General features: G+C 71.1%; 21 protein-coding genes and 1 tRNA gene. 7 read left to right on the top strand and 15 right to left on the bottom strand.

The annotated features are described in order from the left end of the window. Positions 1-114 precede the first annotated feature (114 nt). Together tatA and KGS77_RS16230 are read left to right on the top strand one after the other, a co-directional pair. Positions 115-417: a Sec-independent protein translocase subunit TatA gene (tatA, locus tag KGS77_RS16235; RefSeq protein ID WP_242582133.1), complete on the top strand. Its 303-nt coding sequence runs from the start codon at positions 115-117 to the stop codon at positions 415-417. A gap of 238 nt (positions 418-655) precedes the next feature. Beyond that, complete coding sequence (locus tag KGS77_RS16230; RefSeq protein WP_242582132.1) at positions 656-997, top strand: hypothetical protein; 342 nt, start codon at positions 656-658, stop codon at positions 995-997. 86 nt (positions 998-1,083) lie between these two features. Here KGS77_RS16230 and KGS77_RS16225 read toward each other — a convergent pair whose 3' ends face one another. The 4 genes from KGS77_RS16225 to KGS77_RS16210 form a co-directional block, all read right to left on the bottom strand. Beyond that, positions 1,084-2,253 carry a GDSL-type esterase/lipase family protein gene (locus tag KGS77_RS16225; RefSeq protein ID WP_242582131.1) on the bottom strand — a complete coding sequence of 390 codons (1,170 nt, stop codon included), beginning with the start codon at positions 2,251-2,253 and terminating at the stop codon, positions 1,084-1,086. A 422-nt stretch (positions 2,254-2,675) separates the two neighbouring features. After that, positions 2,676-3,659, bottom strand: coding sequence for a pirin family protein (locus tag KGS77_RS16220; RefSeq protein WP_242582130.1), 984 nt, complete (start codon positions 3,657-3,659; stop codon positions 2,676-2,678). Between the two features lie 157 nt (positions 3,660-3,816). Then, a complete protein-coding gene (locus tag KGS77_RS16215; protein ID WP_242582128.1) occupies positions 3,817-4,581 on the bottom strand; it encodes a YoaK family protein in 765 nt (254 codons plus the stop codon). Further along, on the bottom strand, positions 4,562-4,738 hold the full coding sequence (locus tag KGS77_RS16210; protein ID WP_242582126.1) for a hypothetical protein: 177 nt from the start codon (positions 4,736-4,738) through the stop codon (positions 4,562-4,564). Before KGS77_RS16210 ends, KGS77_RS16215 begins: the two co-directional genes overlap by 20 nt. Before the next feature lie 169 nt (positions 4,739-4,907). Between KGS77_RS16210 and KGS77_RS16205 the strand changes: the two genes are divergently transcribed. Both KGS77_RS16205 and KGS77_RS16200 read left to right on the top strand, forming a co-directional pair. After that, the gene (locus KGS77_RS16205; protein ID WP_242582124.1) at positions 4,908-5,696 is read left to right on the top strand and encodes a DUF4232 domain-containing protein; all 789 of its coding nucleotides are present in this window, start codon (positions 4,908-4,910) and stop codon (positions 5,694-5,696) included. A gap of 86 nt (positions 5,697-5,782) precedes the next feature. Then, positions 5,783-6,208 (top strand): hypothetical protein, encoded by a 426-nt coding sequence (locus KGS77_RS16200; protein WP_242582122.1) that lies wholly within the window; start codon positions 5,783-5,785, stop codon positions 6,206-6,208. Positions 6,209-6,462: 254 nt separating this feature from the next. On the opposite strand, the gene KGS77_RS16195 is transcribed toward KGS77_RS16200, so the two are convergent. Next, a complete protein-coding gene (locus tag KGS77_RS16195) occupies positions 6,463-7,383 on the bottom strand; it encodes an NADP-dependent oxidoreductase (protein WP_242582120.1) in 921 nt (306 codons plus the stop codon). An 82-nt stretch (positions 7,384-7,465) separates the two neighbouring features. On the opposite strand from KGS77_RS16195, the gene KGS77_RS16190 reads away from it, so the two are divergent. Further along, on the top strand, positions 7,466-8,053 hold the full coding sequence (locus tag KGS77_RS16190; protein WP_242582118.1) for a TetR/AcrR family transcriptional regulator: 588 nt from the start codon (positions 7,466-7,468) through the stop codon (positions 8,051-8,053). Positions 8,054-8,218: 165 nt separating this feature from the next. Here KGS77_RS16190 and KGS77_RS16185 read toward each other — a convergent pair whose 3' ends face one another. Beyond that, positions 8,219-9,004, bottom strand: a complete 786-nt coding sequence (locus tag KGS77_RS16185; protein ID WP_242582115.1) for a helix-turn-helix transcriptional regulator — start codon at positions 9,002-9,004, stop codon at positions 8,219-8,221. Positions 9,005-9,067: 63 nt separating this feature from the next. On the opposite strand from KGS77_RS16185, the gene KGS77_RS16180 reads away from it, so the two are divergent. After that, positions 9,068-9,874 (top strand): SDR family oxidoreductase, encoded by an 807-nt coding sequence (locus tag KGS77_RS16180; protein ID WP_242582112.1) that lies wholly within the window; start codon positions 9,068-9,070, stop codon positions 9,872-9,874. A 319-nt stretch (positions 9,875-10,193) separates the two neighbouring features. Here KGS77_RS16180 and KGS77_RS16175 read toward each other — a convergent pair. The 3 genes from KGS77_RS16175 to KGS77_RS16165 all read right to left on the bottom strand — a co-directional run bounded on the left by KGS77_RS16175 (position 10,194) and on the right by KGS77_RS16165 (position 11,481). Beyond that, positions 10,194-10,280: transfer RNA gene (locus tag KGS77_RS16175), tRNA-Ser, on the bottom strand. A gap of 81 nt (positions 10,281-10,361) precedes the next feature. Then, entirely contained in the window at positions 10,362-10,916 is a 555-nt protein-coding gene (locus tag KGS77_RS16170) for a nucleoside deaminase (RefSeq protein ID WP_347404497.1), read from the bottom strand. A 25-nt stretch (positions 10,917-10,941) separates the two neighbouring features. Then, positions 10,942-11,481, bottom strand: coding sequence for a hypothetical protein (locus tag KGS77_RS16165; protein WP_242587495.1), 540 nt, complete (start codon positions 11,479-11,481; stop codon positions 10,942-10,944). Between the two features lie 753 nt (positions 11,482-12,234). On the opposite strand from KGS77_RS16165, the gene upp reads away from it, so the two are divergent. Next, a complete protein-coding gene (upp, locus tag KGS77_RS16160) occupies positions 12,235-12,873 on the top strand; it encodes a uracil phosphoribosyltransferase (protein ID WP_242582109.1) in 639 nt (212 codons plus the stop codon). Between the two features lie 131 nt (positions 12,874-13,004). On the opposite strand, the gene KGS77_RS16155 is transcribed toward upp, so the two are convergent. The 6 genes from KGS77_RS16155 to KGS77_RS16130 form a co-directional block, all read right to left on the bottom strand. After that, positions 13,005-13,667 (bottom strand): LytR C-terminal domain-containing protein, encoded by a 663-nt coding sequence (locus KGS77_RS16155; RefSeq protein ID WP_242582105.1) that lies wholly within the window; start codon positions 13,665-13,667, stop codon positions 13,005-13,007. 235 nt (positions 13,668-13,902) lie between these two features. After that, positions 13,903-14,199 carry a type II toxin-antitoxin system VapB family antitoxin gene (locus KGS77_RS16150; RefSeq protein WP_003986294.1) on the bottom strand — a complete coding sequence of 99 codons (297 nt, stop codon included), beginning with the start codon at positions 14,197-14,199 and terminating at the stop codon, positions 13,903-13,905. Positions 14,200-14,524: 325 nt separating this feature from the next. Further along, the gene (locus tag KGS77_RS16145; RefSeq protein ID WP_242582103.1) at positions 14,525-15,145 is read right to left on the bottom strand and encodes a hypothetical protein; all 621 of its coding nucleotides are present in this window, start codon (positions 15,143-15,145) and stop codon (positions 14,525-14,527) included. Continuing rightward, positions 15,142-15,867: a sigma-70 family RNA polymerase sigma factor gene (locus tag KGS77_RS16140; protein ID WP_242582100.1), complete on the bottom strand. Its 726-nt coding sequence runs from the start codon at positions 15,865-15,867 to the stop codon at positions 15,142-15,144. The genes KGS77_RS16145 and KGS77_RS16140 overlap by 4 nt, the downstream gene beginning before the upstream one ends. Positions 15,868-16,829: 962 nt before the next feature. Continuing rightward, the gene (locus KGS77_RS16135; RefSeq protein ID WP_242582098.1) at positions 16,830-17,066 is read right to left on the bottom strand and encodes a hypothetical protein; all 237 of its coding nucleotides are present in this window, start codon (positions 17,064-17,066) and stop codon (positions 16,830-16,832) included. Continuing rightward, positions 17,066-17,560, bottom strand: a complete 495-nt coding sequence (locus KGS77_RS16130; protein ID WP_242582096.1) for a winged helix-turn-helix domain-containing protein — start codon at positions 17,558-17,560, stop codon at positions 17,066-17,068. The genes KGS77_RS16135 and KGS77_RS16130 overlap by 1 nt, the downstream gene beginning before the upstream one ends. Positions 17,561-17,763 lie beyond the last annotated feature (203 nt).

Here is a 17,763-nt window from a genome sequence, read left to right as displayed (position 1 = left end):
GCGCGGCTTCTCACAGAAGAAGACGGTTCGCACCGACCCTTGGTTGTATAGTTGCGCAATGTAGCAACTTTGATCAAGGGCGAGGACGAGAGACGAGAGAGAGGACGTACCGGCATGCTGCGCAACGGGCTGGAGCCCTGGCACCTGCTGATCGTGGTCCTGGTGGTGATCCTGCTGTTCGGCTCCAAGAAGCTGCCGGACACCGCTCGCGCGCTGGGCAAATCGCTGCGGATCTTCAAGAGCGAGACCCGCGCCATGAAGTCCGAAGCCCCGGCGAACTCCGAAGCCACGCCGAAGCCTGAGGCTCCGTCGACGTCCGCGACGCCGCCGGTCACGGCGCCGCCGGCCCCGCTGCCGTCCCCGGCGCCGGACCCCCGTCCCCACTCGGCCACCTCGGACACCCCCCATACTGGGTGACGCATCAAACCCAAGGGGGATACCCATGACCACCAGCACGTCCACCACCGCGGGCACCACGACTGCGACTCGGGCCGCGACTGCGACTCGGGCCGCGACTGCGACTCGGGCTGCGACTGCGACCGCTGCCGTAACCGTGGCCGCTCAGAACCAGCGCACCGCTGATACGCGCGCCTGCCGCGCCCCGCGCTCTCCGCGCCGTGCCGCGGCCGTACTCCTGGCCTTTGTCCTGGGCCTCATGGCAGCGGCCCCGGCCACGGCCGCCCCGGCGACGCTCCAGAGCTCCTCAAAGGCCGTCGCGGCTGCCACTACCGCGTCCGACCACTCCGGATCGCGGCTCTCCGCCTCCGCCTCCCACGTCACCTCGGCGCTGAACTACGGGACGAGCGCCGACTCGAAGTCGAAGTCGAAGTCCGAGGAATCCAAGCCGAAGAAGAAGGAGAAGAAGAAGCGCGGCTTCTTCCAGAAGCTCGGCATCTTCCTGATCATCGTGCTCGTGGTCGTCCTGGTCCTGGTGATCCTGGTCATCTGGCTGATCGTCCACTTCATTCGAAAAGCGTTCCGCCGCCGCAACCACTGACGGCCCGACGGTTTGAGTGCCTGACCGCCTTCGAAAAAAGCCGAAGCCCCAACCGGATTTGGGGCTTCGGCTTTTTTTCGAAGCGATCAGGCAGGCTCGTCGGTGGACGGGCCGTCGGTGAACGGGCCGTCGGTGAACGGCCCGCTCGGCCCAAAGGCCAGGGCGGCGAAGCGCTCGCCGATGCGGCGGTGGGTCGCGGCGTCCGGGTGGAGCTGATCGGGCAGCGGCAACTCGGCGAAGTCCGCCTCGCCGTAGAGGTCGCGGCCGTCGAGGAGATGCAGGTTCGGATCGTCGGTCGCCCGCTGCTTCACCAGGCGGCTCAGCTCGTCCCGGATGACGTTGAGCGTCAGCTTCCCGGCGGCCCGTTCCGCCGGGTCGCCCGCCGCCCGGAACTGGAGCCTTCCCTCACCGATGGTGCTGAAGTCCGGAGCGCTGGGGCCCGGAGTGTCCTCGTGGATGGCGCAGTAGATGGGCGAGACGACCAGCAGTGGGGTGGTCGGGTGCCCCTCGCGGATGGTGTCGAGGAAACCGTGCACCGCCGGGGTGAAGGCGCGCAGCCGCATCACGTCGGCGTTGACGAGATTGATGCCGATCTTGACACTGATCAGGTCGGCAGGGGTGTCCCGCAGCGTACGGGCGGTGAACGGGTCGAGCAGGGCGCTGCCGCCCAGGCCCAGATTGATCAGCTCCACGCCGCCGAGCCCGGCGGCCAGTGCGGGCCAGGTGGTGGTGGGGCTCGCGGCGTCCGATCCGTGGCTGATCGAACTGCCGTGGTGCAGCCACACCCTGCGGTCCCCGGGCGGCACCGGCTCGATGGGAGCGTCCGTGCGCAGGGCGAGGATTTCGGTCGTCTCGTTGTGCGGCAGCCAGATCTCGACGTCCTTGACGCCGTCGGCCAGGCCGGCGAAGCGGACGGTACCGGACGGGCCGGCCCGGTGCTCGGCGGTCCCGGCGGTCATGTCGATGACCAGGGTGTTCCCGCCCGGCACAGTCGCCTGCCCGGCCGGGCGGCCGTCGACGAGCAGGTCGTACACGCCGTCCGGAAGGGGCGGGGCGCCCACGTAGACCCGCTTGGTGGGCAGCGTGTCCAGTTCGACGGCGGTGGCCCGGGTACGGAACACCAGCCGTACGCCCGACGGCTGCGACTCCACCATCGCCAACTGACCATCGGAACACTGCGCCCGCGCCCACCCGGGCAACCGGTGCGGCAGCACGCCGCGCTCCGTACGCTCCAACTCCAACGCCCCACGGACCAAGTCCGCGGTGACGGGCGTACTTACCCACTCCCCTGGAGAGCCGGCCCCTGCGCCGAAATCGGAATCTGCCCCGGATACGGAATCCGGCCCGTGATCAAAAGCGGCACCTTGCGAAGTACTCATGCCCCCACCTTTACAACCAAACTTCCGAAACGCACCCGTTTTACCACCACCAGCCGCCGTCCGCTGCTTCCTGCCACCCGGCGGCGAGCACGAGCGTCGGCCTCGGACCGGCCAGGGGCGTGATGCGCGCTGATTGACCGCGATGCCGGCCTCCGCGAAAGTAAGCAAAAACAGCCTGCCCGACGAACAGAACCGCAGGTCAATTCCTGGTGGTCCCCGCACGCGCGGGGGCGGTCCCGCGCAGGCCATGCTCATCGGGCGGTAGCCGCTGTTGTCCCCCACCCACATATCGCGGCGCGTCACTGTCGTGGCGGGTTCCTGCGCGGCTTGATGGTGATGTTCGGGAGGGTGGGGGCGGGCAGGCGGTCGCCGTTGTAGCCGGGGACCGTGCCGAAGCGGGTGGAGGCGTTCTGCCAGTCTTCCCGGGCCTGGACGATGTCCTCGTGGGTACGGCCGATGAAGTTCCACCACATGAGGATTTCCTCCTCGAAGGGGGTGCCGCCGAGCAGGATCGTACGGGCGGTGTCCGTCGATTCGTTGGTCAGGGTCAGGGTGTCCGGGCCGGTGGGGAGGTAGCCCAGTTCGGCGGGGCGCAGGAGGGTGCCGGCCATGCGGACGCTTCCGTGGTCGACGAGGAGGCCGTGTTCGAAAGCGGGGTCAACGGTGAGGGTGGTCGTGGCGCCCGGTTCGAGGGTGATTTCGGCGCCGAGCAGCGGCGTGAACGTACGTACCGGAGAGACGTCACCGGCGAGCGCCCCCAGGAACACCCTGATTTCCGCCCCGTCGACCCGTACGGGACGGGGCACGTGGTGCTGGAAGTCCCGTTCCGTGTAACGGTGTTCCTCGGGCAGCGCCACCCACAACTGCACCCCGTGCAGAACGGTGGTGCGCGCGGTGGAGACCTCCGAGTGGCTGATGCCGTATCCGCCCGTCATGAGGTTCAGTTCGCCCGGCCGTACGAACGCGTGGCTGCCCAGGCTGTCGCGGTGCTCGATCTCTCCGCTGAACAGCCAACTGACCGTCTGCAGGCCGGTGTGCGGATGGGGCGCGACGACCATGCCGCCGGTTTCGGTGACCTCGTCGGGGCCGTAGTGGTCGGCGAAGCACCAGGCGCCGATCAGCGTACGGGCGCGCTGGGGCAGCGTACGGCGTACGGTCATGGCCCGCGGGCCGCCCAGCGGAACGTCGCGCGCGGTGAGAATGTCGACCACCGGCGCCGGCTCCCCGTCCCCGCTCTCCGGTGCGCAGCGCAACTCGGCTGGTTTCGCTTCGATGTTGCTCATTTACGGCGCCTTCCGGTGACGGGGTGATTGCGTATTGAACATTATCGTTGTGGGGTGGGCGCAGGGGTTGGGTAGTTGTGGGCGCCCGCCCGTATGCCCGTACGTATGTGCGTACGGGTGGCGTGGGTCAGGCCGTCGGTGGCGGCGGGGCCGTATATCAGGACGGTGGCCGGGTCCAGGGAGCCCCGGAGGTCCCGGCGCGCGCCAGGCAGCGGGTGGTCACCGAGGCCGCGATGAGCAGCAGCAGGGCGAGCCCCAGGGTGAGGGCAAGGCCCGGCGCGGGGGCGAGCCCGGTGTGCAGCAGGAGCAGGGCTCCGGCGAGTGCCCCGGCGAGCATGGCCAGTACGGACAGGACGCGGCGGCCGGGCCGCGGTGCCGTACCGCCGGCCGGGGCGGAGTCGGCGGCCAGCCCCGTCAGGGTCAGAGTCAGTACGGTCGTGGTGAGGTCCGGGACGCCCAGGCGCCGTACGACCGCGTTCTGCAGACCCATGGCCAGGCCGAGGAGCGCGATCAGCGCGTACCGCACGCCCGGCGTGAGAGCTCCGTGCGCGACGGCGGCGACGATCACGGCTACGGCGACGAGGATCGCCTGGAGCGCCGTCGCGGTGGCGAGCAGCCGCCCGCGATGCGCCGCGAACCGGGTGCCGAGCCGGCCCCCGGCCAGCGCGCCCACGAGGAACGCGGCCATCGAGACGAGGGAGGAGAGCGCCGAGAGGCCCTTGGCGCCTGCCAGGGCGAAGCCCAGGAAGACCACGTTCCCGGTCATGTTGGCCACGAAGACGTGTCCGAGCGCCAGATAGCTCACGGCGTCGACGAGGCCGGTGACCACGGTCAGGGCCAGCAGGAGCGGCGGCAGCGGGCCGTGCCGGTCCCCTTCGGGCGGTACGAGCGTACGGGCCGCGTCAGTCAGCAGCTCGCGCATACGACGTCCTCCTGGCGCCTGTGGGCGGGCGGTGCGGCACCAGCCGGGAGAACGCCCGCCCGCCCCCGTGGTCACGGCTGAAGTGGGCGATGGCGTCACCGGCACCGTGATCGGCGGCCAAGGCGAAGCACATCCGCAGCGCCATGCCGGCCAGCACCAGTACGCCTCCACCCCCGGTTGACGCCGGAGCGGCACGATGACCTCCTTGGCCCGCTGCGTAGGCGTTAGCCGGACGTTAGCGGTACGGCAGTGCAGCGCTAAGGGGCCCGGACAGAGTGGGTGTCGTACCGAGGAGACAACGTCACCGACTGCCCGGGGGACCCGAAATGAGCTCCAGCACCATCGTCCGTACCGCACGTACCGCACGTACCGCCCGTACCGCTCGCCGCCGCACCCTGCGCATCGCCGCCGCAGCCCTGACCGCTGCCGCCGGTCTCACCTTGACCGCCTGCTCCGGTTCGGACGCCGCCGGGACGAAGGCCGCGGGCCAGGCCGGTACGGCAGTGGCCGCCGCGGACTCCGGCGCTGCGGACTCGTCCGCGGCCGTGCCGGGGTCCGAGCCTCAGACGGGTTCCGGTGCCAAGGCGGAACTCGGCGGCAAGGCGGACTCCGGCGCCAAGGCGGGGGCCGCGGGCCAGCCGTCGGCCCGGTCGCACGCTGCCCGGGGCGGCGGCAAGGCGGGCGCGGGCATCCAGCGCTGCCACACCTCGGGCCTGAAGGCGGTCTTCGCCACCGGCGGGGACGCCGTTCCGGATCCGCATGCGTCCAGGGCGACGACCACCAGCATCGTGCTGACCAACAAGGGCAGCCGTGCCTGCACGATCGGCGGGTTCGCCGGTGTGGATCTCACCTCGGAGAACGGGGGGCAGCGCTGGTCGCTGGCCCGTTCCTCGGCCCGGCACGGCTCGATCACCCTGAACCCTGGCGACTCCACCGACTTCACCATCAACCTCGCCCTGACCAAGGGGAACGAGGAGGGCTTCTACCAGCCCGCCTACGCGGTCGTCACCCCGCCCAACGAGACCACCTCCCTGACCCTGAAGTGGCCCTGGGGCCCGCTCGTCGACCAGAGGAGCGCCACCCACCCGGCCACCTTCGTCAACCCCATCGGCTGACCCCCGGCCAAAGTCCGTACGTACGCCACGCCTTGAAGGTGCAAACCCCGTCAAGAGCCACGTAGGTGTGAGGGAAAACCATGACCATGACCAGGATCGGAAAGACCGGGATGAAGGCGCACGGCGGCCGGATGGCGGTGATCGGCGCGCTGGGTCTGGCGTCGGTGGCGCTGGCCACCGCACCGGCGTTCGCCAAGGGCGGCGTGGAGATCACGGCGCCGCACACCGCACGGGTCGGCAAGACCTTCACGGTCGCGGCACACGGGGACGACGACGCCTCCAGCTTTTTGCGGATATGCCTGGAGAACCGCAGTGGCGGGTCGGCGTGGCACCGGCTGACCTGCGGCACCGTCACCGAGAGGGGAGCCGAGGCCAAGGCCACCGGACACGTCAAGGCCACGCACCGCGGCACCCAGCAGTACCGCGCGGTGGTCTACGGCCTGCTCAGCCCGAACGACAAGCACCCCGTACGCCAGAGGGTCTCCGGCCCGGCAACGGTGCACGTGCGCTGAGCCCGGCGGCACACAGACCGCCGCACACGGCGCCACCGGGACGCCTTCGCACGGGACGCCTTTGCGGTGGCGTGCCCTCGTGTCCCTGCCGTTTCCCTGCCGTTCGCATGCATCCGAGCTGCACGGGACAGCAACGAAACCTCGCCCCTGACCTGATCTGCCAGGTCAGGGGCCGCCGTTGTCCCAGCGGCTTCCCGTACGCGCTGTCGCGATACGCGCCCTGAACCTGGTCGCCGAGTTCCCCTTGTGCCGGTTCACAGGGCGATCACGATTTTGCCGTGGACATGCCTCTCTGCCTGCGTCGTCACGGCTTCGCGGATCTGCTCGACGGGGAAGGTCGCCGCGATCGGCACCGTGATCTCGCCGGAACGGATCGCGTCGGTGATCCGTTCCAGGGCGCCGGGCCCCGCATCGAGGGCGCCCGCCTTGCGCACGCCAGGCGGCGGGGCGGGGCCGTCGGCCACGACGGAGATCCGCTCGGGTGCCACGCCGAGCTTGAGCGCGGTCTCGGCCGCCTCCCTTCCGAACAGGTCGGTCGCGGCGGTGATCCCCTCGGGCGCCAGGGCCCGCACCCGGTCCGCCAGGCCGGGGCCGTACGCCACGGGTTCGGCGCCGAGCCCGCGCAGGAATCCGAACGTGCCCTCGGAGGCGGTGCCGAGCACCCGGGCACCCGCAAGCTTCGCCAACTGCACGGCGAAGATGCCCACGCCACCCGCCGCCCCACCGATCAGGACGGTGTCCCCGGCGCGGAGCCCGATGGAGGCGAGCGCGGCGGAGGCCGTCAGACCGGACACCGGTAGCACGCCCGCCACTTGGTCGCCGATGCCCTCCGGGGTGGGCCATAGCGTCGTCGCGGGCGTCTTGACCAGTACGAAATCGGCGACGGACCGGCCGATCGCAGCCCCGTACACCCGGTCCCCGGCCGCGAATCCCGTGGCTTGGGCGCCCACCTCGTCCACCACTCCGGCGAAGTCGCTGCCGAACCCGGCCGGCAAGGTGATGCCGAACCGCGCCGCCATGTCGGGCTGTGTGGTGATCTGCCAGTCCATCGGATTCAGCCCGGCGGCCGTGACCCGGACGCGGACCTCGTCCGGTGCGGCGTGCGGCTCGGGTATCTCCTGCAGTTCGAGTACTTCGGGACCGCCGAATCGCCGGTAACGGACAGCTTTGCTCATCGTGACCTCTCCTGGCCAGTGATGGGACTTGGTCTCATCGACACTACATCAGTGATGGGACCAAGTCCCGTACACTGCTCGCATGGCTCGCTGGCAACCCGACGCACCAGGACGACTCGCCGCCGCCGCCCTCGACCTCTTCGAGGAGCGCGGTTACGAGAACACGACCGTGATCGAGATCGCGGAGCGCGCGGGGCTCACCAAGAGCACGTTTTTCCGGTACTTCCCGGACAAGCGCGAGGTGCTCTTCGGCAGAGGCACGGTGACCGGTCTGCTCGTCGAAGGGATCGCCTCGGCGCCGCCGGCGGCCGGGCCGCTCGACGTGGTGGCGGACGCCCTCGATGCGCTCGGCCGGACGTTCTTCACCGCCGACCGCCGCGAGTTCAGCCGCCGGCGCCAGGCCGTGCTGAACGCCCATACGGAACTGCGGGAACGCGAAGCCCTGAAAAGGCTCGACCTCACCGCCTCGATGATCGAGGCCCTCAACCGCCGCGGAGTCCCGGGCCTGGCTGCGCGTGTGGCCGCGAAACTGGGCACGCTTGCCTGGGAGATCGCCTTTGATCAGTGGATCGACACCGACAACGGCGAGGACTTCGGCCCGCTGGCGCGGCAAGCGCTCGCCGAAGTACGCGCAGCCGCAGCCGCAGCCGCAGCCGCAGCCGTGCGCTGAGGCGCGTATCGCGTCGTGCTCGTTCTGCGGGTTTGCCACCTTGGGCTTCGGCAGCACTCATGCGCCCTCGTCTGTCCCCTCCTCGTGCAGAGCACGGCCATCGACCCGAGGCGAGCGGACTGCCTGGCCGACGGCAGGCGTCTGGGCGTCACAGATGTCCGGGCGTCACAGAAGACGCGACAGGGCCGCTTCGGACGGACTCCCGGCGGTCGCCTGGTAAACGATGATCACCTGTTGCTCGGCGCCGCCGACGGTGAGCGCCTGCCTTCGCAGGGCGAGGCGGCCGACGACCGGGTGCGCGAAGCGCTTGAGTTCGTCACGGGCGGGCCGTGTCTCGTGCCGTAGCCACAGACGATGGAACTCCTCGTCCGTCTCCAGCTCGGCGACCAAGCGGACGGTCCTGGGGTCGCGTGGGTCGGCTTCGGCGCGCAGGGCCGCTGCGGTCTGCGCGGCTACCTCCGCCCAGTCGGGGAAGAGCCGGCGGGACGCCGGATCGAGGAACACCGCCCGGACCAGGTTGCGCCCGGGCTCGTACATCGGGGCGAGCGCGCGGGCCCGCTTGTTCGCCGCCAGCACGTCGAAGCACCGGTCGCGTACATACGCAGGGCGGTCCGCCCACGAGTCGAGCAGCCGGTGCACGTCCGCGGAGACCTCGGACCGCGACGGCGGCACAGGGGCGGGTGCGACGAGGGCGTGCAGGTGAGCGGAGGCGTCAGCGTCCAGCTCCAGCGCCTGCGCGAGGGAGCGCAGCACCTGGGGCGAGGGGTGCCGGTCGACGCCCTGTTCGAGCCGGACCAGGTACGGCTCGCTGATTCCGGCGAGCCGGGCCAGTTCCTCCCGGCGCAGTCCTGCCACCCGGCGACGTCCGCCGACGGACACCGCCACGTCCGCCGGATCGACCTGTGCGCGCCGGGCCTTGAGGAACTCTCCCAGAAGATTGTCGGCCGCCATGGTGCGAGGGTAACCCCGTGGGGGTGCTGGCTGCGCAGGTGCAGACGGCGCAGGCTCGATGCCATGAAGACCTGGTTCATCACCGGCGCGTCCCGCGGCTTCGGCCGTATCTGGGCCGAGGCCGCTCTCGACCGCGGCGACCGCGTCGCCGCCACCGCCCGTGATCTGGAGACCCTGCGGCCCCTCGTGGACGCCCACGGGAACAACGTGCTCCCGCTCCGCCTCGACGTGACCGACCGCACCGCCGCGACTGCCGCGGTGCAGCGGGCCGCCGAGACCTTCGGCCGCCTCGACGTGGTCGTCAACAACGCGGGCTACGGCCTGTTCGGCATGGTGGAGGAAACCACCGAGGAACAGGCTCGCACCCAGCTCGACACCAACCTGTTCGGCCCACTGTGGGTGACGCAGGCGGCCCTGCCCTACCTGCGGGCCCAGGGCAGCGGCCACATCCTGCAGGTCTCCAGCCTCGGCGGCCTCGCCGCCTTCCCCACGCTCGGGCTGTACAACGCCTCCAAGTGGGCCCTGGAAGGGATGAGCGAGGCCCTGGCCCAGGAGGTCGCCCCGTTCGGGATCAACGTGACCCTGGTCGAACCCGGCCCCTACGGCACCGACTGGTCGGGCGCCTCCGCGGTGCACACCGAACCGCTCCCCGCCTACGAACCCGTCCGCGCCGCGCGCCGGGCCGGCGCGTCCGCCCGTACACCTCAGGACGCGCGAGCCACCGCCGCCGTCGTCCTCGAACTCGTCGACACCGACACACCACCCCTGCGGCTCTTCCTCGGCACCTACCCCTATCCGATTGTCGAGGCGGCCTACCGCAAGCGGCTGGACACATGGAACGAATGGCGGCCCCTCGCCTCCCGTGCGTGACCGGCACGGAGCACCCCACAGCGCCCAGGACCTCCGCACGTCACCTGCTGCATGCGGGACGCATCCGCCGCGCGGTCATCCTGTGTGGATGCAGGGGTTCGACACCCGGAGCGGCTTATCGGCGTCTACGGCCGCCGGGAAGATGCCGCAGAGCAACACGTGGTAGTTCCGTCTGCCGACCGTTGGCGCTCTGTCGCGCCCGTATTGATGCCATATGCGCCACCATGCGAGGGGCTCGTGCTGCAAATGTGCTGCACGGGATGGCAACGAAAAACCGCCCCCGACCTGTTTTCGCAGGTCAGGGGCGGTTCTCTTCGAGCGGTAGCGGTGGGATTTGAACCCACGGAGGAGTTGCCCCCTCACACGCTTTCGAGGCGTGCTCCTTCGGCCGCTCGGACACGCTACCGAGAGAGAGCTTAGCCCACTGGGGGCTGTGCGCCGAAATCGGTTTCGGGTGGGGGGTCGCGGGCTTGGGGGACGGGGTGGGTCAGGGGGTGCGGAAGAAGGTGGTGAGGAGGTGGGCGCAGTCGTGGGCGAGGACGTCGGTGATGACCTCGGGGCGGTGGTTGAGGCGGCGGTCGCGGGCCACGTCCCACAGGGAGCCGACCGCGCCGGCTTTTTCGTCGCGGGCGCCGTAGACGAGGCGGTCCAGGCGGGAGAGGACGATGGCACCCGCGCACATCGTGCAGGGTTCCAGCGTCACGACGAGGGTGCAGCCGGTGAGGCGCCACTCCCCCGGCCGCCTTCCGCCGCCGTCTGCGGCGGAAACGCCGTGCGATGCCTGTTCTCCCAGGGTGCGGGCGGCGGCGCGGATGGCGAGGACCTCGGCGTGGGCGGTCGGGTCGCCGGTGGCCTCGCGTTCGTTGCGGCCGGTGCCGATCACCGTACCGTCCGCGGACAGCACGACGGCGCCCACCGGGACGTCGCCGGTCCCGGGAGCGAGGGCAGCCTCGTCCAGCGCCCGTCGCATGGGTGCGATCCAGGGGTCGCGCAGCGGGTCGGGCGCCATGGGCGGGTGGGGGTCGGGCAGGGGAGCTCTCATGCCTCCCAGTCTGGGTGACGCGCGCTTACCTCACGGCCTCCAGGACATCCGTACAGCCGAGGGCGTCGGCGATCTCGGACAGCGCGTCGGTGTCCAGAGCCAGCAGTGCGCTCCTGCCGACTCCGAGGTCGGCCAGGAGTCCGGGGTCACCGAGCGGGCCGTGCGGGACGACGGGATCGTCGGCACCGGCCGGATCCGTCTCCTCCGCCTCCTCTCCCGCCGACTCGGGTTCGCCGTCCTCCGTACCGTCCAGGTCGAGGCTGTCCAGGTCGTCCGCGACCGGCTCGTCGCGGCCGAGCAGTTCGTCGGTCAGCATCGCGCCGTACGAGCTGCGGGCGGCGGCGGCGGCATTCGAGATGAAGATCCGCGGATCGTCCTCGCCGTCCACCCGGACGACTCCGAACCACGTGCCCTCCTGCTCGATGAGCGCCACCACCGTGTCGTCATCGACCGCCGCCTCTCGGGCCAGGTCGGCCAGATCGGTCAGGGTCTCCACATCGTCGAGCTCTGTGTCGCTCGCTTCCCACCCGTCTTCGGTGCGCGCGAGCAGTGCGGCGAAGTACACCGTGACTCTCCCACTGGTCATAGGCGTGCCGGGTCGGGCGGGGCGGCGTTGTGGCGCCGAAGGTCCCCGCCCATCGGAATCGTGGCAGAAACAACGCGATTGCGCGGGGTCTTCGGCGTTGCGTCGTGCGACCGTTGCGAGAGATGTCGGTCACGTCTGGTGTGACAGGGGGTGCGGGTGGGGTCTCCGGCTACCAGCGGAACGTACGCATCCTCATGGCCTGACGCATCCGTGCGGCCCTCGCCCGGCGCGGCTGTACGCGCTCGCGCAACTCCTTGGCCTCGTTCAGCTCGCGGAGAAACTGGGCGCGGCGCCTTCGGCGTGCCGCATCGCTCTCGGGCTCCGGGGTGGAGGCGGAGGCGGCGGCATGCCCGGGGTGGTCGGACTGGGCGGGCTGGTTCGGCCGGGCGGACTGGTTCCGCCGAGCGGATTGGGCGAGTTGGGCCGGCTGGGCGGGTTGTGCGGGGTCAGTGGGCTGGTTGCTGCTTTTGTTGTGAGTGGTACGAGAACTGCGGGCGGTCCTGGTGTTCCGGTCGCTCCGGTTGTTTCGGTTGCTCCGGTCGTTCCGGTCGTTCCGGTCGGGCACGCTGCACACACCACCTCGGGCCGAGGTCTTCGCCCGGAGCCCATGCGACAGACCGGGCGTATGTGCTCACTTTCCCCCGAACCGGTGGTTTGATGCCAACGCGACGGTGGTCGGTGCCGGACGGTGGGCGGAAGCCGGGGCCCCTGGGCTCGGCTACTGTCGATGTCATGCGGATCCATGTCGTCGACCACCCGCTGGTGGCGCACAAACTCACCACACTGCGCGACAAGCGCACCGACTCCCCGACCTTCCGGCGTCTCGCCGACGAGCTGGTGACCCTGCTCGCGTACGAGGCCACCCGTGATGTGCGCACCGAACAGGTCGACATCGAGACCCCGGTGACGGCGACCACCGGAGTGCGGCTGTCCCACCCGCGCCCCCTGGTCGTACCGATTCTGCGGGCGGGTCTGGGCATGCTGGACGGCATGGTGCGGCTGCTGCCCACCGCCGAGGTCGGCTTCATGGGCATGGTCCGCAACGAGGAGACGTACGAGGCGCACACGTACGCCACGCGGATGCCCGACGACCTCTCCGGGCGCCAGGTGTACGTGGTGGATCCGATGCTGGCCACCGGCGGCACGCTGGTCGCGGCCATCCGCGAACTGATCGGGCGCGGCGCGGACGACGTCACGGCGATCTGCCTGCTGGCCGCGCCGGAAGGCGTCGAGGTCATGGAGCGGGAGCTGGCCGGGGCGCCGGTGACGGTCGTCACCGCGGCCGTGGACGAGCGTCTCAACGCGGACCGCTACATCGTCCCGGGTCTGGGTGACGCCGGCGACCGTATGTACGGCACGGCGGGAGGCTGACGAGGCTGACGGGCACCGTCCGGCCCGGGATTTCACGTCCGTCCCGAGAGTTCACGCCTGTCCCAGGAGTGTGCGGGTCTTCTCGTCGGGTTGGCCGGCGAGGGGGCCCGCGGCCCGGCCGACCCGGCCTCTCAACAGGCGGAGGCCGACGGCGCGGGTGACGGGCGGCTCAGGGCGGCCAGTGCCGCGTCGGCGTCCGGCCGCTTGGCCAGTTGCTTGAACGTGTCGCCGATGATCAGGTCGACATCGCCGGTCTTACGGCCGTCGGTCTTGTGCTCGGCCCCGGCCAGTTGGGTGCCCAGGACGCGCAGCGAGCCCTCGGCGGCGGTCTGCGGCCCGAGCAGCAGTCCGGTGCCCTTGACCTTCTTGTCGTACGCGGGCGGCGCGTTGCCCACCTTGCCGACCTTGAACCCGCGCTTCTTCAGCTCGTCCGCCGTCGATTTGGCCAGACCGCCGCGCGCGGTGGCGTTGAAGACGTTGACGGTGATGGTGGCGGGCCGGGGGAGCGGTTTTCCGCCGGCCGCGGCGTGCCCGGCGCCGCCGTGGGCGGCCTGGGCCCGCCCCTTCTCCTCCCGGCATTTCTTGGCATGGGCCGCCTGGGCGGTGTCCTCTTTGCCGCCGAAGACATCGATGAGCTGCAGGGTGCCCCAGCCGGCCAGGCCGAGGGCGCAGACGGCGGCGACGATCGTGAGAACGATCCGCCGGCGGTGTCGGGGACGGCGCATCCGCGGATACCTGTCGCCCGTGATGCGGTACTTCTTACCGCCCATGCCAGGGGGCGTCAGCATGCTCATGGGCGCAGCGTAGTGCTGGGCCGGGCCCGTGCCTACTAAATGATCAACGCGTGGCGCGAGACCCAACCCAAAAGGCGCAATCAAGCCCTGTTACGGGGTTACAGGAGTCGCAGGGGTTACGGGGTTACAGGGGCCGGATTGCGGCGCCGCGACGTCCCGGGCGTGCCGTGGCGCCGGGCACCCGGGCATGTAGGGGGCATGGGTCCTCGGGGGCACGGAGCGCCGGGACGCCGGGTCAGCCGAGTTCCAGCACGCGGGCGTGCAGGACCTGGCGCTGCTGGAGCGCGGCACGCACGGCGCGGTGCAGCCCGTCCTCCAGGTAGAGATCGCCCTGCCATTTCACGACGTGGGCGAACAGGTCGCCGTAGAACGTCGAGTCCTCCGCGAGCAGCGTCTCCAGGTCGAGCTGCTGCTTGGTGGTCACCAACTGGTCAAGGCGTACCGGGCGAGGGGCGACATCCGCCCACTGGCGGGTGCTCTCCCGGCCGTGGTCAGGGTACGGCCGCCCATTTCCGATGCGCTTGAAGATCACACGGAAAGCCTACCGGGCGAGCGGCTCCGGGCGCAGCCATGCCACAGGAGTGCGAAGGTGGCAAATGGCTGCATATCGGGAGCGAAGGCCCGAGTGAACGGCGCCGGCGGGGCGGGATCGGGGGCGTGCGGGGCCGGTGCGGGGCCGGTGCTGGATCAGTACGGGGCCGGCTCGGGGAGGGCGATCACCGGATCGTACGGCTGATTCCCTCGAAGGGGGCACGGCGGAGAGGGATGAGGCGGGAGGGGAGGGGGGAAGTGGATGGTGGGCAGGTGGAGGAGCGGGTCATGGTGGGCAGGTCACGGGGGCGAGTCACGGGGGTGGGTTATGGGTGGGCGGTGGCGGCGCCGGGTGGCATAGAGGGGGGCGGGGCGCTGCGGGTCGGAGCCTTCCGGGGCGCACCGGTCGGCGGGACCGGGCTGCCGGTCGGCGTGCCGCCGGGTGTTCCGGGGGAGCCGCCGGACCTCCCGGGGCGGGGGGTGCCGACGGCCGGTGGCGCGGAGGGGGCGCTGGGTGAGGGCCGGACCGTGCCGGGACGGGAGGCACTCGGGGTGCCGGGCGTGCGGGATGTACCGGGTGTACCGGTCGTATCGGGCGTACTGGGCGGGCTGGACGGGTGGGAGGAGAGGGACGGGGCCGGCGTACTGGGGGACGAGGCGGGGGAGGGGCGCGACGGCGTGCGGTCGGGCGCGAGGGTGAGGCAGCCGGCGACCACGGCCGCCACGGTGGCCGCCGCGGCCAGCGGCAGCCCGTAGGGGCGTGAGCGCAGCAGGCGCAGGATTCCGCCACGGCGCGGATGCGGGCCGGGCGGGTCGGCGGGCCGCAGGTCGCGGACGTCGATCAGTGCCGCGCGTGCTTCGAAGGCCCGCCGCAGCCGGGTCTCGACGGGCCGTTCACCGTCGGGCCCGAGGTGGTGGCCGGGGCCTTTGGGAGGAGTCATGGTCATGACCGGGCCTCCAAGATCTTTTCCAGGGAGTCCAGTGCCCGGCTGGCGATCGACTTCACCGAACCGCGGCTGATGCCGAGTGTCGCCGCGATCTGTGCCTCGGTCAGATCGCTCCAGTACCGCAGGACGAGCACCTCGCGGCGGCGGGCGGTCAACTGCCCCAGCGCGGCCAGCACCTCGCGGTGCTCCTCGTCGAGGACGATGTGCTCCTCGGCGGACGGCGCGTCGACCTCGTACGGGGGCGTGTACGCGCGAGCCGTGCGCCGACGCCGCAGTACCGAACGCGCGGCGTTGACAACGGCGGTCCGCAGATAGGCCGGCGCGTTGTCGACCTCGCCGAGCCGCTCGCCGTGGCGTCTGTAGAGGGCGGCGAAGGCGTCCTGGACGACGTCCTCGGCCGTGGCGCGGTCGTCCACGAGCAGGACCGCCAGCCGCACCATGTTCAGGCGTTGCGCGTGGTACAGCTCGCTGATCGTCGGCTGCGGTCCGGGACTAGGAGCGGGGGCGGTGTGAGGTCCGGAGGCGCGTGGGGGCGTGGTGGCGGCGTACGGAACGGCGGGCGCGGGCGGGTCCGGGATCGTGGACCCCGGCGCGTACGCCGGCTCGTACATGTCGTGGGACGCCGGGCGGGCGCTGCGCGACAGGCGTCGCCACAGAGCACGCCACGGCCCCGGCACGGCGATCCGTACCGGGGCGCTGGGCGGGGCAGCGGTGTACTCCATCGGTTCCTGGGGGAGGGCGCGTCCGCGCGGTGCCGGCTTCCGGGGCGTGGGGTGGGCGCTGTGAAGGAGATGTGAGAGGCGGGGCCCGGGAAGTGTGGGGTGGTGTGTGGTGATGTGCGGTGCCTCTACGGGGACACGTCGGGCATCAGGGCTGGTTCCGCCGCCGTACGGCGTACCGGGCACCGGCCCCGCCGGCGATCAGTACGACGGCACCGGCCGCCAGTGACGCGATGGTGGCGGTGGAAGCGCCGGTGCGCGCCAGTTCCTTCTCGCTCTCCGACGGCCGGGCGGGCCGGGGCTCGGGGTGGCCTTGTGCCCCGGGGCGCTGGTGCTCGCGGTGGGCTTACGACCCGGGGTGCTGGGCACGGCGGTGGGCTCCTGGCCCGGGAGGCTCGGGCGGGCTGTGGGCCGGTGGCCGGGGGTGCCGGGGGTGGACCTGGTCGGCTGCGGCTTCGGGGGCACGGACGGGACCGGTGTCGCGGAGCGCGCCGGGGCCTTCGCCGGGGCGTCGTCGGCGTGTGCCGGGCCGGCCGTCGTCAGTGCCAGGGCGGGCACGGCGAGCGCCGCCACCAGACCGGCGGTCGCCACCGCGCGTGCAAGGACCCGCGCGCCCCGGTTCGCGCCGGCGCGGGAGACGCCGGGCATGGAGGGGACGGCGGAGTCGGAGGCGACAGGGGCAGGGGCAGGGGAGGCAGGAGTAGCGGGAGAGGCAGAGGAGGTGTGGCACGTATTCACGGTGGCTGCTCCACGGTCGGCGGGCGACGCCTGATGGCGCCTTCACCCGTGACGACGTGCGGCGACGACCGGGGTTGCCGCCGTCCGGGAAAAAGACGGCGGTCGGAAGCGACTTCGCGCGCGGAGGGGATCCGTAGCGATCGCAGGGGGCCGTGGCCGGGACCAGGTGCCGGGTCAGGGGCCGAGGGCCTGGGACGGAAGAAGCGTGAGAGTGCCGCGGAGAAGGCTCAGCCCACGCTGTGCAGCAGTTTTTCGATCGCCTTCAGCCGGTCGTCGAGGTCGTCCAGCCGCCCGCGCATCGCCTCCTGACCGGCGACGACACGCTCGGCGAGCTTGCGGTACTCGGCCAGTGCCGCGGCGTCGGCGCGGTGCCGCTGGAGCTTGAAATACGAAGCCACGATCACCGTGATCGCACCACCGACGATCAAGAAGATGGCTATCGGGATGATGATGCCACCGCTCATTACGCGTCCCCCTTAAGGTCGTTCGGTCCTGCTGCGCCCACCGGTCCACCGGTGTTTGCGGGCTCGCCCGAATGCCTGGATTTGCCCGTACGTCCGGATTCGCTCGTACGGCGAGATTCCTCCGTACGCCGGGATTCCTCCGTACCTCCGGACGCACCCTTGTCCGTGCTCCCGGAGGAATCCATGCCTTCCTCGCTGTCCGACCGGTCCTCCCGGACGGCGGCGAGGACTGTTTCCACGTTCAGGCGCAGCTCGAACGGGGCGAGTTCGAAGTACTTCAGTGCCTTGCCGTCCGCGGACAGTTCCAGCCGTCCGACCAGAAGGCCGGCCTTCTCCAGGCGGTCCAAGTGCATGTAGAGCAGCGGCCGGGACATGCCCAGGCGGCGGGCCAGCTCGCTGACGTACAGCCGGCCGTCGGCGAGTTCGGCGATGATCCGCAGGCGCTGCGCATGGCCCACGGCGGCGAGCAGGGCCAGCAGCTCCTCGCTGTTCATGGCCCACCTTCTCGTTTCCCGCTCGTTCCTGCCCGGCGTCCCACCGGCACCGACGTCACCTGTCAGCGGAGGTTTTCGCATGACGGGACGGGCTGTCAAGGCGGCTCGAACCCGTGTCGCACCTGCGTGGTGGCCACTTCGACGGCGGTTCCCCGGCCCGCCACCCCCGATTTCGACGGTTGACGGCCTGATGCGACACCTGT

This window comes from Streptomyces sp. MST-110588 (assembly GCF_022695595.1).
GTDB lineage: Bacteria > Actinomycetota > Actinomycetes > Streptomycetales > Streptomycetaceae > Streptomyces.
Note: the sequence above shows the minus strand (reverse complement) of the source record. Positions and strands in the feature narration are given on the sequence as shown.